This window comes from Methylomicrobium agile (assembly GCF_000733855.1).
GTDB classification, from domain to species: Bacteria; Pseudomonadota; Gammaproteobacteria; order Methylococcales; family Methylomonadaceae; genus Methylomicrobium; species Methylomicrobium agile.
In genome coordinates this window covers 214806-230821 of record NZ_JPOJ01000001.1, presented here as the reverse complement: position 1 = coordinate 230821, position 16016 = coordinate 214806, and the positions used below count along the sequence as shown (strand labels likewise).

General features: G+C 53.0%; 13 protein-coding genes. 8 read left to right on the top strand and 5 right to left on the bottom strand.

The features are described 5' to 3' along the window. Position 1: 1 nt before the first annotated feature. Entirely contained in the window at positions 2-391 is a 390-nt protein-coding gene (locus CC94_RS0101000) for a cupin domain-containing protein (protein ID WP_005373181.1), read from the bottom strand. Positions 392-703: 312 nt separating this feature from the next. Between CC94_RS0101000 and CC94_RS0100995 the strand changes: the two genes are divergently transcribed. The 3 genes from CC94_RS0100995 to cmoB all read left to right on the top strand — a co-directional run bounded on the left by CC94_RS0100995 (position 704) and on the right by cmoB (position 3123). Beyond that, positions 704-1348 (top strand): response regulator, encoded by a 645-nt coding sequence (locus CC94_RS0100995; RefSeq protein WP_005373179.1) that lies wholly within the window; start codon positions 704-706, stop codon positions 1346-1348. Between the two features lie 72 nt (positions 1349-1420). After that, positions 1421-2152 (top strand): carboxy-S-adenosyl-L-methionine synthase CmoA, encoded by a 732-nt coding sequence (cmoA, locus tag CC94_RS0100990; protein ID WP_005373177.1) that lies wholly within the window; start codon positions 1421-1423, stop codon positions 2150-2152. Then, positions 2149-3123: a tRNA 5-methoxyuridine(34)/uridine 5-oxyacetic acid(34) synthase CmoB gene (gene cmoB / locus CC94_RS0100985; protein WP_005373175.1), complete on the top strand. Its 975-nt coding sequence runs from the start codon at positions 2149-2151 to the stop codon at positions 3121-3123. Before cmoA ends, cmoB begins: the two co-directional genes overlap by 4 nt. Positions 3124-3373: 250 nt before the next feature. On the opposite strand, the gene CC94_RS0100980 is transcribed toward cmoB, so the two are convergent. After that, on the bottom strand, positions 3374-3586 hold the full coding sequence (locus tag CC94_RS0100980; RefSeq protein ID WP_005373173.1) for a type II toxin-antitoxin system HicB family antitoxin: 213 nt from the start codon (positions 3584-3586) through the stop codon (positions 3374-3376). A gap of 635 nt (positions 3587-4221) precedes the next feature. After that, positions 4222-6873, bottom strand: coding sequence for an aminopeptidase N (pepN, locus tag CC94_RS0100975; RefSeq protein WP_005373171.1), 2652 nt, complete (start codon positions 6871-6873; stop codon positions 4222-4224). Positions 6874-7551: 678 nt separating this feature from the next. Between pepN and CC94_RS0100970 the strand changes: the two genes are divergently transcribed. Continuing rightward, on the top strand, positions 7552-7746 hold the full coding sequence (locus CC94_RS0100970) for a hypothetical protein (RefSeq protein ID WP_031429521.1): 195 nt from the start codon (positions 7552-7554) through the stop codon (positions 7744-7746). 40 nt (positions 7747-7786) lie between these two features. Then, the gene (locus CC94_RS24465; RefSeq protein ID WP_051911346.1) at positions 7787-8014 is read left to right on the top strand and encodes a transposase; all 228 of its coding nucleotides are present in this window, start codon (positions 7787-7789) and stop codon (positions 8012-8014) included. Here the strand turns inward: CC94_RS24465 and CC94_RS25380 are convergent. Beyond that, positions 7958-8344: a Rossmann-fold NAD(P)-binding domain-containing protein gene (locus tag CC94_RS25380; protein WP_157203343.1), complete on the bottom strand. Its 387-nt coding sequence runs from the start codon at positions 8342-8344 to the stop codon at positions 7958-7960. The genes CC94_RS24465 and CC94_RS25380 overlap by 57 nt on opposite strands. Before the next feature lie 43 nt (positions 8345-8387). After that, on the bottom strand, positions 8388-8999 hold the full coding sequence (locus CC94_RS24460) for a hypothetical protein (RefSeq protein WP_245619686.1): 612 nt from the start codon (positions 8997-8999) through the stop codon (positions 8388-8390). Between CC94_RS24460 and CC94_RS0100960 the strand changes: the two genes are divergently transcribed. The 3 genes from CC94_RS0100960 to CC94_RS0100950 all read left to right on the top strand — a co-directional run bounded on the left by CC94_RS0100960 (position 8979) and on the right by CC94_RS0100950 (position 15950). Beyond that, positions 8979-11825: a site-specific DNA-methyltransferase gene (locus tag CC94_RS0100960; RefSeq protein ID WP_245619685.1), complete on the top strand. Its 2847-nt coding sequence runs from the start codon at positions 8979-8981 to the stop codon at positions 11823-11825. The genes CC94_RS24460 and CC94_RS0100960 overlap by 21 nt on opposite strands. A 177-nt stretch (positions 11826-12002) precedes the next feature. Next, positions 12003-12524 carry an REP-associated tyrosine transposase gene (locus CC94_RS0100955; protein ID WP_005373168.1) on the top strand — a complete coding sequence of 174 codons (522 nt, stop codon included), beginning with the start codon at positions 12003-12005 and terminating at the stop codon, positions 12522-12524. A 93-nt stretch (positions 12525-12617) separates the two neighbouring features. Next, positions 12618-15950 carry a DEAD/DEAH box helicase family protein gene (locus tag CC94_RS0100950; protein WP_245549376.1) on the top strand — a complete coding sequence of 1111 codons (3333 nt, stop codon included), beginning with the start codon at positions 12618-12620 and terminating at the stop codon, positions 15948-15950. Positions 15951-16016: the final 66 nt, after the last annotated feature.

Sequence of the window (16016 nt, the reverse complement as noted above, 5' to 3'; positions counted from 1 at the left end):
CTCAATGACCTTTTCCCATTTCGAAAATGATCAATTCGGCCGGTTCGCCGCCGATGTTTTCCACGGTCATCGATTGGCCGGTTTCCCAGAAGACTTCACCGGCCGAATAAATGCCTGTTTTGTCGCCTTCCACTACTTGCAGCGTGCCTTTGACCACGTATCGCGGTCCCTGTCCCTCGTGCGTGTGGCGCGGCGTTTTGAACCCTACCGGAAAATTGACCCGAATCACTCTCCCGTTCACGTTGGGGCTGGGCAATGTCACCTGTTGCTGCAATAAAACCGTTCTCTGGATATCCGCATTTTCTTTCGCCAACGCCGGCCCGCCCGCTCCGATCAGCAAAAAGGCCGGAATCAGGGACGCCGCTATTCTGGATGCGATTTCGGTTGTCATCATTTTCTCCTTTTTAGTTTAGTAACACGGTTAAATGAAAAGTTCGAGAGGGATGGGGTATTCCGACTCGAAAATCTACCTCAATGAAGGCTATGATGAATGAGCGGGCTTCGATATACAAGCACTGTAAAAATCGGCCGCTGTGCCGCCGGTAAAATCATTTTGATTGTCTTAGGGTTATTTAGCCATTCCTTAAGATACAGACAAACATGGCCGTAGCCGTTATAATGGCGGCCTCATGGAATGTATTGCCGGCTTTACCGGTCCACGACAATGCTGATTGACTGATTATAAGATTAAAAATAATTGATTATGATTAGTGTGCTCCTCGTTGATGATCATCAATTGGTAAGAACAGGCATTCAGGCACTGCTGAATTCGGATAATGAAATTCAAGTCGTGGCGGTTGCCGACTCCGGCGAGCAGGCTGTGGCCATGGTAGGCGAAATGGCTCCCGACGTGATACTGATGGACGTCAGCATGCCGGGCATCGGCGGCGTGGAAGCGAGCCGGCGCATTCTGCGGCAGAATCCGGCCATCAAAATCATCGGCCTGTCGGCATATAACGACGGCCCGATCCCGCAACAGTTATTGAAGCTGGGCGTATTGGGCTTCATTTCCAAATCTTCTTCGGCGGAAGAGATGATCTGCGCAATCCGTAAGGCGATCGAGGGCAAGCGCTATCTGTGCAGCGATGTGGCGAATAATCTGGCTTTTCAAAATCTGCTCGACAACCACCAGTCGCCGTTCGGCAAATTGTCCCAGCGAGAGGCCGAAATCGTGACGCTGATCCTGCAGGGCAAAACGATACAGGAAATGGCCGAAATGCTGTCGATCAGCAGCAAGACGGTAAATACCTACCGCTACCGGGTTTATGAAAAGCTCAAGATCAAAAACGACGTGGAGTTGACCCGTCTTGCCGTCAAATTCGGCCATCTCGACACGACATTGATGTGATTCCGGATCGGTCGATCCCTTGCTGCCGAAGACATTGCCTCTATCGGCGGCCCGCATTGACTCTTTTTTCCAGTGACTCAGTCCAAAGATTCTATTTATGCCCGTCCTATAGGGGCGATCGAAGCGTTTAAATTCGACGACAAAGTCGCCGAGGTTTTCCTCGACATGATAGGGCGCTCCGTGCCGGGCTATCAGGCGATCATCGCGGCGATCGGGCTGCTGGCCGGCCGTTTCGCCCGCCCGGACAGCGTTTGTTACGATCTGGGCTGTTCGCTGGGGGCCGCGACTTTCAGCATGCTGCAACAGATCGAAGCGCCTCATTGCCGGATCGTGGCGGTCGATAATTCGGCAGCGATGGTTTCGCGTTTTCGCGAACGCCTACAAAAAGAGGTGCCCCATGCGAATGTCGAAATCCGCTGCGCGGACATTCGCGACATCGCGATCGAAAACGCGTCGGTCGTGGTGCTGAATTTTACGCTGCAATTCATTCCGCCCGAAGACCGCCGGCCTTTCCTTCGAAAAATCCAGGAGGGACTTCTGCCGGGCGGATTGTTGATTCTTTCCGAAAAACTGTGCTTCGACGATCCACGGCAGCAGGAGCTCCAGACCGAAATGCATCATGCTTTCAAACGGGCGCAGGGTTACAGCGAACTCGAGATCAGCCAGAAACGCAGCGCGCTGGAGAACGTGCTGATTCCGGAGACGTTCAAGACGCATCAAAGCCGTCTGCTCGAAGCCGGATTCGCCAGCGCGGAAGTCTGGTTCCAATATTTCAATTTCGCTTCGATCCTCGCTTTGAAATGAACGGCCATCAGGATTTATACGCCGCGCTCAGGGAAGCCGGGGCGGGGGAGTGGGCGGACAGCCTGCCTGCGCAAATCGCTGCCGCGTTGGATCCTGCCCGGCACGGCTCACTGCCGCATTGGCTGGCGCTGCTGGACCGTTTGCCCGTGTTGCCGCCTTCGCAGCGCTGCCTGACCGAAGATACCGTGCGGATCGGCTGCGCCGAAGATATCGCCGAAACGGATAGGGAGCTACTGTTGGGAATACTGCGCGAACTGATCCCCTGGCGCAAAGGGCCTTACGAGCTTTACGGCATCCGGATCGATACCGAATGGCGGTCGGACTGGAAATGGAACCGGCTCAAGGACCATATTGCCCCCCTCGCGCACCGGCTGGTGCTGGATGTCGGCTGCGGCAGCGGCTATCACTGCTGGCGGATGCTCGGGGCAGGCGCAAAAGCGGTCGTCGGAATCGATCCTCTGCTGCTGAATGTGATCCAGTTCCGGCTGGTCAAATCGCTCTACGGGCCTGCGCCGGTGGATGTGCTGCCTTTCGGGCTCGAAGCGTTGCCGGCGGGGCTGAAAGCCTTCGATACGGTATTTTCGATGGGTGTGCTGTATCATCGGCGGTCACCGATCGATCATTTGCTCGAACTGCGGGATTGCTTGAGGCCCGGAGGCGAGCTGGTGCTCGAAACGTTGATTATCGACGGCCGGCTGGGAGAGACGCTGATGCCGGAAGACCGTTATGCGAACATGCGCAACGTCTGGTTCATCCCCAGCCTTGCGACGCTGGAGAGTTGGCTCAGGCGCTGCCGCTTCGGCAATATCCGCACGGTTGACGTGACGCCTACCGGCGTTGAAGAACAGCGCAGCACCGAATGGATGCCGTTTCACTCGCTGCCGGACTTTCTCGATCCGAACGCGCCCGAATTGACGGTAGAAGGTTTGCCGGCCCCGAAACGTGCCATCTTACTGGCCAATTGCCTGTAGGAGTGACTGAATACCGTTGCGGATCGCTCTGGGGAGAGTAAAAAACAATTCGCATCGGTAAGTCAGCGGCACGCCCCTGTAACTCCTTTCATCGTTTGCTTGCCTTGTGAGACGAACTTTCGAACCAGGGCGGCAATGGCTTTAAGCGTCAGCCACCGTTTGACTCTATGCCGCAGTGCGAATCGCTACGCCTCTTCCTTGCCGATTTCCGGAAAGTTGCCGGGGAGTTTGTCGTGGCCGGCAAAAAGGGTCAGGTGGCAATATCAATGGTTTCCGCCCTGCAATAGCTTCTGGGAATATCGAGGCCTACTTCCCTCAGTTTCTCGATATGGTAGGAGATGGCTTCTTTCAGAGCGTCTTTGGCGCTTTCTTCCGTGACGCCTTTTGCGATGTATCCGGGGATATCCGGGCTATAAGCTGAAAAGCCTTTATTGGTGGGTTCTATGATGGCTACATATTTCATCGAAAACTTCCTTAGTTACGTTGATTTTCGGGAGCATCAGCATTTTGTGCGAAAGCCGAAACCAGGTCCGTCCGGTTTCAGCCGCAAAAAAATAAGCTGGCGGTCGCGTTATTGGCAGCCTGTAGTCCTATGTCCGCCGCGATCTACCCCTTTTTTCGGATACCGCCGTGCGCTGAGGGTTTCCACCATGACTTGGTCACCCTGTCAGATGATCCTATATTCTGGACTGCTTTTTTGCCTGAGATCCGTCTCGGTCAGAATAATCGGTCTTGCGGCGCCGGGGGGAGGGATATATCGCTCCGTCGCGTTACGTTTTCCGAACTTCTTCCTTATTGGTATATGAGCTTGCTTGCTCGAAGTCATCAACGCAGAATTTTCCTTTAATTTTCGCCAGCGGGGTTAGTTTATTGGGCTGGCAGAATCTTGTAAACGACTCAAAAAGGGTAATAAAAGGGTACTCAATGGATAGCTTGAATATCTATCGTCCGGAGTGAGGTAATTGATTTTCAAAGGATAACTGCGGGGTTTCTTATCGAAAAACGCGTATCTCCCGCCGTGGATGCAGGATATGGCTGGCGCGATAGAAAAGGCGGGGAGCTCCCGCCTTTTCTTGACCGGTTTCGGGAGGAGGGCGGTCAGGCCAGACTCTTTGCCGCCAATTCATAAACATCTTTCGAAATCACCTCAGTCGAGACGATTCGTTCCAGCTCCGCTTTCATCCGGTTCTGGCGGTTTTCGTCATAGCGCCGCCATGAAGTCAGGGCGCCGACCATCCTTGAGGCGACTTGCGGATTCAAGCCGTTCAATTCGATAATCCGGTCGGCCAGAAAGCGGTAACCCTGGCCGTCGGCGGCATGGAAATGCAGCGGATTCGACTGCGAAAACGCTCCGATCAATGAGCGGACCCGATTCGGATTCCTGATGTCGAAGGCCGGATGGCCGAGCAGGCCGAGCACCCTTTCGTAAGTGCCCGGCATCGGGCTCATCGCCTGGGCCGCAAACCATTTGTCGATGACCAGCGCTTCGTGCCGCCATTGACGGTAAAAGCCGTCCAGGCATTGCTGCCGGGCCGGATGCGGATGATTCACGATCACGGTCAGTGCGGCGAGCTGGTCGGTCATGTTCTTGGCGGTGTTGAACTGCTGCAGTGACCAGTGCCGAGCCCAGTCCGCGTCGAGCTGCGCGAGATAGCTGAGGCAGGTATTCTTGATGCGGCGGCGGCCGATCGCGCCGGCATCGAAGCGGCCGGACTCGTCGCGGTGGTAGCGCAGATAGAGCGTTTCGAGCGGTTCGCGCAGCTGTTCCGCCAGCGCCCTGGCGACCGCCTCCCGGGCATGATGAATCGCCTCGACGTCGACCACGCGCATCTGCTCGGTCAGGTACAGCTCCGAAGGCAGCGTCATCAGCAGCGAAAAATAGGACAAATCGTCCCACGATTGTTCCAGCACTTTGCGGTAGGCGTCGATCAACAGCGGATTAACGGCCAATTTCGCGCCGTTCCGATAATCGGCGATCAATCCCGACATCACCTGCACCGCCAACTGCTGGCCGGCATCCCAGCGGTTGAAGGTGTCCGGGTCGTGGCTCAGCAGGAACGCCAGTTCCTCGGGCGGCCGGTTCAAAGCCGGTTTGACCGGCGCGGAAAAACCGCGCAGCAGCGAAACGACCGGTTCTTCCTCCAGCCCTGAAAATACGAAGGCCTGCTTCGCCTGGGTCAATTCCAGGACGACCTGCTCGGCTGCTGCCTCGTTTTCTCCGAGACGGCAAAGCGCCGGGGAGCCGTCTCGGTTGATCAGTCCGGTGACGACCGGAATATGCAGCGGTTCCTTGGCGGTTTGCCCCGGCGTCGGCGGGCAATGCTGGGAAAGCGTCAGCGAAAGCGTCTTTTGCGCGGCATCGAAATGCTGCGCGACGCCGACCACCGGCGTGCCCGCCTGCGCATACCAGCGGCGGAACTGGCTGAGATCGACCCCGTTCGCGGTTTCCATCGCGCTGACGAAATCGTCGCAGGTGACCGCCTGGCCGTCGTGGCGTTCGAAATACAGGTCGCTGCCTTTCCGGAAGCCTGCCGCGCCGAGCAGCGTGTGCAGCATCCGCACGACTTCGGCGCCTTTTTCATAGACGGTCAGCGTGTAAAAGTTGTTGATCTCGATGTAGGCGTCGGGCCGGATCGGATGCGCCAGGGGACCCGCGTCTTCGGCGAACTGACGGGTGCGCAGCATGTTCACGTCCTCGATGCGTTTGACCGCTCGGGATGTGCGGTCGCCGGTGAATTCCTGGTCGCGGAACACCGTGAAGCCTTCCTTCAGGCTGAGCTGGAACCAGTCGCGGCAGGTGATCCGGTTGCCGGTCCAGTTATGGAAATATTCATGCCCGATTACCCCTTCGATATTTTCATAGTCCGCGTCGGTCGCGGTATCGGGGCGGGCCAGCACGAACTTGGTATTGAAAATGTTCAGCCCCTTGTTTTCCATCGCGCCCATGTTGAAATGGCCGACCGCGACGATCATGTACAGGTCCAGATCGTATTCGCGGCCATAGACCTGCTCGTCCCAGGCCATCGCATGCTTCAGCGACTGCATCGCATGATCGCATTTGTCCAGGTCGTGTTTCTCGACGAAGATCTGCAGCGCGATGTCGCGGCCGGACATCGTCGTGAAACGGTCCTCGACGCATTCGAGCCGGCCCGCGACCAGCGCGAACAGGTAGCAGGGCTTCTTGAACGGGTCCTTCCAGGAAACCCAGTGCCGGTTGTCCGGCAGGTCGCCACCGCCGACCCTGTTGCCGTTCGACAGCAGCACCGGAAAGCGGTCCTTGTCGCCGACGATCGTGGTCGTGAACGTGGCCATCACATCCGGGCGGTCCAGAAAATAGGTGATTTTGCGGAACCCTTCCGCCTCGCACTGCGTGCACAGCATTCCGTTGGACAGATACAGGCCTTCGAGCGCGGTATTGGCTTTCGGGTCGATCGTGTTTTCGATCGTCAGCACGAAACTGCGCTGCTGCGGCACTTCGTGGATGATCAGCGAATCCGGCGTTTGCAGATAGTCCTTGTCGCCCAGTTCGCTGTCTTCGTTCAACACCACCCGGACCAATTTCAGATTTTCGCCGGTCAGAGTCAGCGAGGTATCGCTCGACCGGCTGGCCGGATTCCGGCACATCGTCAGCCTCGATACGACGCGGGTGTTTTTCTCGTCCAGCGTGAAGCTCAGATCGACGTTATGAATCAGATATTCCGGTACGGTGTAGTCTTTGAGGTAAACGGTTCTGGGATTGGAATCGCGCATAATCAAACGTTCGGGAAAGAGTGGTAAATGGAGTGAGTGTATCGGAATTGCCGGTAAACGCAACTGTTGCTGTTTGCAGGGCAATCGCGCTATGTCTTATTTTCCGAAGATTCGCGTTGTGGCGCAGCGGTCCAAACGCCGGACCGGGCCGGACGGGCTATATCCCGTCCGTAACGTTTAAAGCGGGATGGACAGGAAAGATGATTTGGTGTTTGCGGAGAATTTTCAAACAGACGAACGGGGCGATAAATCCCATCCCGCTCGGTCCGGCGGAAGTTTCAACATGGCGCGATTGCCCTGTTGCCGTTTGCAAAAAGTTGACTTCTCAATATGAATTGCCTATTGTTCGCTTCAAATTTTCGTTAGGCCGGGCGCTGCAGGAAAAACCGTTTATCTTCGCGCCTAGCGGGTTAAAGAGACAGTCAGGTTACCGATGCGCGTCAGGAGGATCAAAGAAAGCCTGGCTGAGTAGCGTTTTTTAGACCGTACCGGCAAGCAATTAGAATACATTGCCTTTCAGCCTATTGTTTCGCCTTTGCCTACGGGATTCGTTACTCCGCCATCGTAAAATTTTCCTGAAACATTTAGACACTATCAAACGGCGAGTTTTGCCGCTGTGCGTGTTCAAAGCATATTTCCTGAAAGGGTTGCGATGAAATGTTCCGAGATAGTTAATTCTTGCAAGTGATCACAGCATTCCATGCGAAATATTTCGCGCATGAGCTTACACGGCAGCATGCGCCCAACGGGATAGGCCGGCTATCACAATCCCTATTCGATGCCAGCGTTGATCTGAATCCGCATCAGATTGAAGCCGCTTTGTTCGCCTTAAAATCGCCGTTGTCCAAAGGCGTATTGCTTGCAGTGGAGTAAAAGCGGTGTTTGGGAAGCAGCGCTGGATCAATTGAACAGGATGCATCGAAAAAAACAGCGTCAACCCGGCCCCAGTTACGGGATTATCGACTCTCAAAGCGCGAAAACCCAGTATGACAGCGAGGAACACGGCATCGACGGCGGCAAAAAGGTGAAGGGACGCAAACGCCATATCGTGGTCGATACCCTGGGTAATCTGTTACATGTTCATCTACAGATGACGCTGCATTTCCGTGAAAATCAAAGATGGCTTTGCCGTGTTGCCTAAACGTTGGGTGGTGGAGCGGACTTTTGCCTGGCTTGGACTGTTTCGGTGCTTAGGATTTAGCTCCAAATCACTTCCCGGCCAAAGACCTGCCAGGTTTTTAAAACCTGGCAGGTCTACCACCCATACCAGGAAGTTAATATCGGCCAAATCCTTAGCCAAGAATTTTGAAGTCCTCATCGCCACCGCTGAAAACGGGGTACGGATTGCCATGATCGAATTAACCCTTGCAAAATGCTTGTGATGTTTTGCAGGACAGCTTCTAAGGATGGCATTAATAAAACAAACTAACAACGCAGCAAAGTAAGCTTGTCGATTGAGCGGAAAGCTCAAGACAGGCTTGAATAGGGCTAAAACTTCAATTTTCTAAAAAATTCTAATGAGCAACACCGAAAAATACCGTATCCGCCTGATCAATCTGCTGAAAGAGTTGTTCCAACTCGACCAGCCGGAACTGGATTTTGGCTTTTACAAAATCATGCACGCCAAGAGCGTGCAGGTTACGCACTTTCTGGAAAACGACTTGCTCAAAGTCATTCAGGATGCTTTCGGCGAAGCCGATGAAAACCGGATTGCGGAAGCCAGGGCAAACTATGAAGCGGCGCCTGAACAAGCCAACAGATTCGGCGCGCCTAACCCGGAAGAAACAGACGGCGTCAAAGAAGCCAAAGCGCTTTATGAACAGGCCAAGGACGGCGGCAATGCCGAAAGCGAAGTCTACGACCATCTCTACCGTTTTTTCGAGCGCTATTACGACAACGGTGACTTCATGTCGCGCCGTTATTACGCCCGCGAAAGCGACAGCCGCGCCGCGCCTTATGCTGTGCCTTATGACGGGCGCGAGGTTTACCTGCACTGGGCGAACAAGGACCAGTATTACATCAAGAGCAGCGAATACCTGACCAACTACAGTTTCGACCTTAACGAAGCGATCCGCCAGGAAGCGCAAAAAGCCAAAGGCCAGGGCTTGGAAGCCTTTGCCGACCACGGCGGTCAGCTACCGCTGAAGGTCCACTTCCGCATCGTCGAGGCGAGCGAAGGCGAGCACGGCAACATCAAAGCCGCCAGCGAGCAGAAACGCTTTTTCTTGATCCACGCCGCGAGGCCGGTTGAATTCATCGACGGCGAACGTAGGGTGGACCAGTGTAGCGCATCCATCGATACCGACGCGCCCATGGCGGATGCGCCTAACGGCTTATCCACCCTACAAATCAACTTCGAATACCGTCCCGACGCCGAAAAAACCGGCCAGGACAATAAATGGCAGGAAACCCGGCTGCGAGAAGCGGAAGCCGCCATCGTCAAGGCATTGCAAAACCAACCGGCAGCGGCGGATTTTCTCAAAGGACTGACGTTGCCCGCGCCGACCGATAGCAAGGGCAAACGCACCCTGTTGGGCAAATACCTACAAAAATACGCTGCGCGCAACACCATGGATTACTTCATTCATAAAGATCTCGGCGGCTTTCTGTGCCGCGAGCTGGATTTTTACATCAAGAATGAAATCATGCGCCTCGACGACATCGAGAACGCCGACGCGCCGCAAGTCGAACACTACCTGGCCAAAATACGCGTGTTGCGCCGGATTGCCCAGCAACTGATTGCGTTCCTGGCGCAACTCGAAGAATTCCAAAAGAAGCTTTGGTTGAAAAAAAAATTCGTCACCGAAAGCCATTATTGCATCACCCTGGACCGCATACCGGAAAGCTTTTATGCCGAAATTGCCGCCAACGGCCGGCAGCGCGAGGAATGGGTAAAGTTGTTTGCTATCGACGAAATTGCCGCGGATCCGGCGCGCCCCGGCTACAGCAATCCGCTCACACTGGAGCTTCTCAAAGCCAATCCATTTCTGCTGGTCGATACCGCGTTATTCGACGAAGGTTTCAAACAGCGGTTGCTGGCCAAAATTCCCGATTTGGACGCGCAATGCGACGGCGCGCTGATCCATTCCGAGAATTTTCAGGCGTTGGGGTTGATGCAGGAGAAATATCGGAAGCAGGTGAAGTGCATTTATATCGATCCACCGTATAACACGGGCGGAGATGGATTTGCCTATAAAGATAGTTACCAGCATTCGAGTTGGTTATCGAATATCCATAACCGATTAGCTTTAGCAAAATCCTTGCAAGCCGATGATAGCAGCATTTCCGTTTCTATTGACGATAACGAAGTGGTTAATTTATCCCTGTTATTATCGTCGTTATATGGAGATGCTTGCAAAATAGCCGACCTGATATGGCAAAAGCGATATTCTCCAGATATTCGCAAAGCAATTAGCGATGCACATGAATATATATTGGTTTACGCAACTGATCCTTTTGAATTCAAGGCAAAGCGTAATCTATTGCCCTTAGGAAATGACCAAATCAAACAGTTTTCTAATCCGGATAATGATTCTCGTGGATCTTGGAAGGCAGATAATTTTACGGCGCCTGGTTTCCGTCCTAACCAAATGTATGAAATAGAAACGCCAGATGGTCGAAAGCTTACACCGCCGCCGGGACGTTGCTGGATGGTTACGCAAGAAAACTACGAAAAGTTAAAAGAAGATAAACGTATTATTTTCGGAAAAGACGGTTCCGGCCGTCCTGCAGTAAAACGGTTTTTGAATGAAATGGAAGGCATGGTCCCATGGACATGGTGGGATCATCATTCCTCTGGGCATTCGCAAGAAGGCTTAAAGGAAGGTAGCGATCTTTTTTCCAGAGAAGGCACGTTTTCTACGCAAAAACCGACCCGACTCATTCAAAAATTACTGCATATTACGACTTCGAAGACGGCTAGTGTCTTTGACTTTTTTGCTGGTTCCGGGACAACTGCCCACGCAATAATTAATCTCAACCGTGAAGATAACGGTAATCGCAAATACCTTCTTGTTGAGCAAGGCGATCATTTCGACACTGTACTCAACCCCCGCATCCAAAAAGTAGTCTACTCAAAAGACTGGAAAGACGGCAAACCTGTTTCCCGACAAGGCATCAGCCACTGCTTCAAGTACCTGCGCCTGGAAAGCTACGAAGACGTGTTGAACAACCTGGTTTTCAAAGAGGATGCCGCCCGCGATACGGCCTTGGCGAACAATCCCGAGTTGCGCCGCGATTATTTGCTCAATTATTTCTTGGACGTGGAAACTCAAGGCAGCCAAAGCCTGTTGAACATCGCCGATTTTCGCGACCCGACCGCTTACCGAATGCGGATCAAGAAGCCGGGCAGCGGCGAGCAAAACTTGCAAACCATTGATCTGGTCGAAACCTTTAACTGGCTGATCGGCTTGTGGGTGCGGCACATGGCCGCGCCGCAAACGTTTTCGGCGGAATTCGCGCGAGAAACCGATCCCGACTTGCCGCAAGATCAAAACACCCGCTTGCGCTGTACGCGGCTGAAGCCGGTGGCCTTGGATGCCGGAGAATCCGGTGGATGCGGCTCGCGCCTTATCCACCCTACGTCCACGATGGATGACAATGGTAGGGTGGATAAGGCGCGAGCCGCATCCACCAAGCATCACGACCACGATGAACCGCGTTATTGGTTTCGCCTGATCGAAGGCTATACGTTGAAAGTGCCGGGCGACAATTCGTCGAAAATCCCGACCTTGATCGTCTGGCGCAAGCTGACCGATAACCCGGAAAAAGACAATGCGGTGTTGCAAAAATACCTGCTGGATAAGCTGCAAATCTCCCCGCGCGAACACACCTATGGCGCGATTTACATCAACGGCAGCCATACCTTGCCCAATCCGGTGATCGAAGGCGAACAAATCAAAGTGCGTCTGATCGAGGAAGCATTTCATACCGCGATGTGGTCCGGGGAATAAGGCATGACTGCAAACCAAAGACGAAGATGCCCGCAGGTCGAGATCGCGTTACGCCGGCGCGGCACAAAAAGCCTGTCAGAGCATGCGGTGGATACGCCTGACGGCTTATCCACCCTACAGGCCGCAGCTTCAGGTAGGGCGGATAAACGCTAGCGCATCCACCATTGGGCAGAATCGATGAGCGAATACCGCCGCTTATTTGTCCGCGGAGGCCACTACTTTTTTACTGTGGTTACCTATCAACGCCGGCCGGTGTTTTCCGAACCGACCCATGTCGATATTTTGCGGGCCGCATTTAAACAGGTGATGGCAGTACGGCCTTTGGAGATCGAGGCGATCGTGATCTTACCCGACCATCTGCATTGCCTTTGGCGCTTACCCAGCGGAGACGCGGATTTTTCAGGGCGTTGGCGGGAAATCAAAAAATATGTTTCCAAACGTATCGGTGATTCGGGAAGACGATCGGGCGAACGCGATGTTTGGCAGCGACGGTTTTGGGAGCATGCTATTCGCGATGAGAACGACTGGCGGCGGCATGTGGATTATATTCATTTCAATCCTGTTAAACATGGCTTGGTCAGCTCTCCTGGTGAATGGCCTTATTCATCATTTAGAAAATTTGTTTCAGCCGGTTGGTATGACGTTGGCTGGGGTGCCGGCGGATTGCCGGATAACATAAAAAACATCGATTGCGAGTGATTAAGGTAGGGTGGATAAGCGAAGCGCATCCACCATGGAAGGCAAATTTGGTGGATGCGCTTCGCTTATCCACCCTACATCGAGACGATTCAAATGGCAGTAAAACCCAAAGCCGTTAAAACCGGCGGCAAGAAGACCGGACAAACATTACCGTTTGCCGACAAGCTGATACTGAACCAATGGATCATGTCTTTGCTGGGCATCGATACTTTTGCCGAACATCAAGACGGCAACCGCCGGGTGCGTCCCATGCAGTTGCTGGCGAAACAACTGCGCGATTGCCGGGAAGGATTGGATAGCGATAACCTGCATTATTTTTATCAGCAATTGAAAAACCACTGGCAACCGGGCGCCACCTTGAGCCCGGCGGCACTGCTCAACTACGAGCAAAACATCGTCGACCATACGCTATGGCTCAACGAAGGCCGGGACCGGCCGATCGAATGGAAATATTACCAATGGCTGTCGTTGTTGTTTGCGGAAATTTATCTGCACCACTACTTTGCCGACCGCGATAAACTCTTGGAGCAATTGAACGATTATGTGCGGCGCTTTAATGACCATTGGCAAGCCAAGCAGTACAGCACCGGTATCAGCGAATACAGCGCGGACGAATTAAACAAACTGTGTCTGCAAAATGCGACCGGCTCCGGCAAGACCCTGCTGATGCACATCAACTATCGCCAGTTCGCGCATTACGCCAAGGAAGCAGGCAAGCATGACGCCGTGACACGCACCTTGTTGATTACTCCGAACGAAGGCTTGAGCAACCAGCATGAACAGGAGTTGAAACAGAGCGGTATAGAAGTATCGAGATTGGTGTTGGATAACAATGACATCGGTAGCACCGCCAATATCTTTGCCAGCGGTTACGGCCATTTGAGCCGGATCGATTTTATCGAGATCACCAAGCTGGGCGATAAGGACGGCCCGAATACCATCGCTACCCGCAACCTCGGCGATCAGAACCTGATTTTGGTTGACGAAGGCCATCGCGGCATGGGCAAGGCGGAAGAGGAAGGCTGGATGAAGCAGCGCGAACGGCTGGTAGAAAAAGGCTTTGCGTTCGAATATTCGGCGACGTTCAAAGAGGCGGTCAAAGCCGCGGGCAATGCCAAAATCGAAGAGAGTTATGCCAAAGCGGTATTGTTCGATTATTCCTACCGTTATTTTTATGAAGACGGTTACGGCAAGGACTATCGCATCTTCAATATTCCCAAAGCGCAAACCGATCACGAGTTTTTATACCTATCGGCCTGTTTGCTGAGTTTTTACCAGCAGTTGCGCTTGTACCGCGAACGCAAGCCTCAGTATGCGGCTTATAACATCGAGAAGCCGCTCTGGGTGTTTGTGGGTTCGAGCGTTTCCAAAGCAACCGAAAAAAATAAGAAAGGCGAGACGGTCGTTGATGACACAGTCTCCGATATTGTGCAGGTGTTGCGTTTCATTAACCGATTTCTGGCCGAGCCGCAGCAAGCCGTCAAAACGATCGAAACCTTGTTGCATGACAACGGCACATCGACCGGTTTGGTCGATAGGAACGGCCACGATATTTTCCACGGCGCTTTTTTGTTTTTGCGCAAGCAACTGCAAAAAGGCGAGAAGGCTGCCGAGATGCACGCCGACATCCTCGGCGCGTTATTCAACAACCGCGCCGGCGGTCAATTGCATGTTCTGCGTTTGAAAGGGGATAGCGGCGAGTTGGTTTTGAAAGCCGGTCATGGGGATAAGCATTTCGGCTTGATCAATGTCGGCGATGCGTTGGGACTGGCTAAACACGTACAAGAGTCCTGCCCGAATATTGTGTTGGATGACAGCGATTTTGTAGCCGCGCAATTCGCCGGCATCAAGGAATCGTCCTCGCCGATCAATCTGCTGATCGGCGCGAAAAAGTTTGTGGAAGGCTGGGATTGCTGGCGGGTTTCTACCTTGGGTTTGATGCGTGTCGGCCGCAGCGAGGGTTCGCAAATCATTCAGCTTTTTGGCCGGGGCGTGCGTTTGAAAGGCTATGAGTGGTCGTTGAAACGTTCGTGGGCGGTGACTCCCGTTAAACAACCGGAATATATTCATTATCTGGAAACCTTGAATGTATTCGGGGTGCAGGCCGATTTTATGGAGAAATTCCGCGACTTTTTGAAAGAAGAAGGCTTGCCGGCCAATGACCGCAAGGAAGTGTTCCAGATTCCGATGAACGTCACTTACGATTTTGGCCATAAATTGAAAGTGATCCGGCCCAAGCTGAAAAAAAGCGACGGCCGCGAATACAGTTTTACCCGCGACGGAGCGATGCCCTTACTCGGCGGGGTGCCGGAGGCGATGCGCAAAAACCGCATCGAAGCGGACTGGTATCCCAAGATTCAGGCAATCGTTGCGCAAGGTGTAAAATCGGGTACCGCTGCCGTCAATGCGAATGAAGCCGTTTTCAGCGAAGAGCATATTGCCTTTCTCGACATCAACAAGCTTTATTTCGACTTGGAGCAGTACAAGGCCAGGGAAAATCTGTACAGCCTGATCATTGTGCCGCAAGCCATCCATAGCCTGTTGAAACGTCATGATTGGTATGTACTTTACGTGCCGAAAAATCTGATGGCGATGAATAACTATGCCCATGTGCGCGTCTGGAATCAAATTGCCTTGGAGTTGCTGAAAAAATACTGTAAACGGTATTACTTGTATTCCATGGACGAGTTTATTCGGCCCCGGCTTGAAGTTCGGGAGTTGGATGCAAGTGACGGCAATTTGCCAAAGCCGGATGAGTCCTATCAATTGATCGTCGATGCCAGCGAAAAACAGTTGATAGGCGACATCGAAAAATTAAAAACAGAAATCGAACAGGCCGTACACTCGAAAAAGCCCAAACTGATCGAAGCTGGACAATTAAAAGCCTGCTTATTGGCTAATCATTTATATCAGCCGTTATTGTATGCCGAGAAAGGCTGTCCGATTTCGATTGCCCCGGTTTCGCTAAACGACAGCGAGAAGAATTTCGTCGTGGATTTGATGGGGTGGCTGGGAGCCAATGAATCCAGACTGCTCGAAAACAAAACATCCATTTTTCTGTTGCGCAATAAATCGCGCGGCAGTGGCATAGGTTTTTTCGAGGCGGGCAATTTCTATCCCGATTTTATCTTATGGTCGGTTAAGGGCGAACAACAGGTCATCGCCTTTATCGAACCGCATGGCATTACCCATGAAGGGCCGGAGCATGACAAGGTGCGTTTCCATAAAACTATTAAGGAAATCGAACAGCGCCTATCCGATAAGCATATTCGGCTGGAGAGTTTTATCGTTACACCGACCCCTTATCAACTGGTCGAGGCAATGGGATATGATCGCCAGCATTGGGAAGAGCGACATGTATTGTTTATGAATACGCCGGCTTATATGGAAATCCTGATGAAAAATATCACCCTCAACGGGTTTTAGTTAAGTGCGGCGGGATAAATATCCCGTCCGGCTAGTGGCTAGAGTCCGATATACTGCCGGCCGTTT

Excerpts from the sequence above, each read along its gene's own strand:
- CC94_RS0101000 (WP_005373181.1), bottom strand. The coding sequence starts at position 391 with ATGACAACCGAAATCGCATCCAGAATAGCGGCGTCCCTGATTCCGGCC.
- CC94_RS0100995 (WP_005373179.1), top strand. The coding sequence starts at position 704 with ATGATTAGTGTGCTCCTCGTTGATGATCATCAATTGGTAAGAACAGGC.
- cmoB (WP_005373175.1), top strand. The coding sequence starts at position 2,149 with ATGAACGGCCATCAGGATTTATACGCCGCGCTCAGGGAAGCCGGGGCG.
- CC94_RS0100980 (WP_005373173.1), bottom strand. The coding sequence starts at position 3,586 with ATGAAATATGTAGCCATCATAGAACCCACCAATAAAGGCTTTTCAGCT.
- pepN (WP_005373171.1), bottom strand. The coding sequence starts at position 6,873 with ATGCGCGATTCCAATCCCAGAACCGTTTACCTCAAAGACTACACCGTA.
- CC94_RS24465 (WP_051911346.1), top strand. The coding sequence starts at position 7,787 with ATGCATCGAAAAAAACAGCGTCAACCCGGCCCCAGTTACGGGATTATC.
- CC94_RS0100955 (WP_005373168.1), top strand. The coding sequence starts at position 12,003 with ATGAGCGAATACCGCCGCTTATTTGTCCGCGGAGGCCACTACTTTTTT.
- CC94_RS0100950 (WP_245549376.1), top strand. The coding sequence starts at position 12,618 with ATGGCAGTAAAACCCAAAGCCGTTAAAACCGGCGGCAAGAAGACCGGA.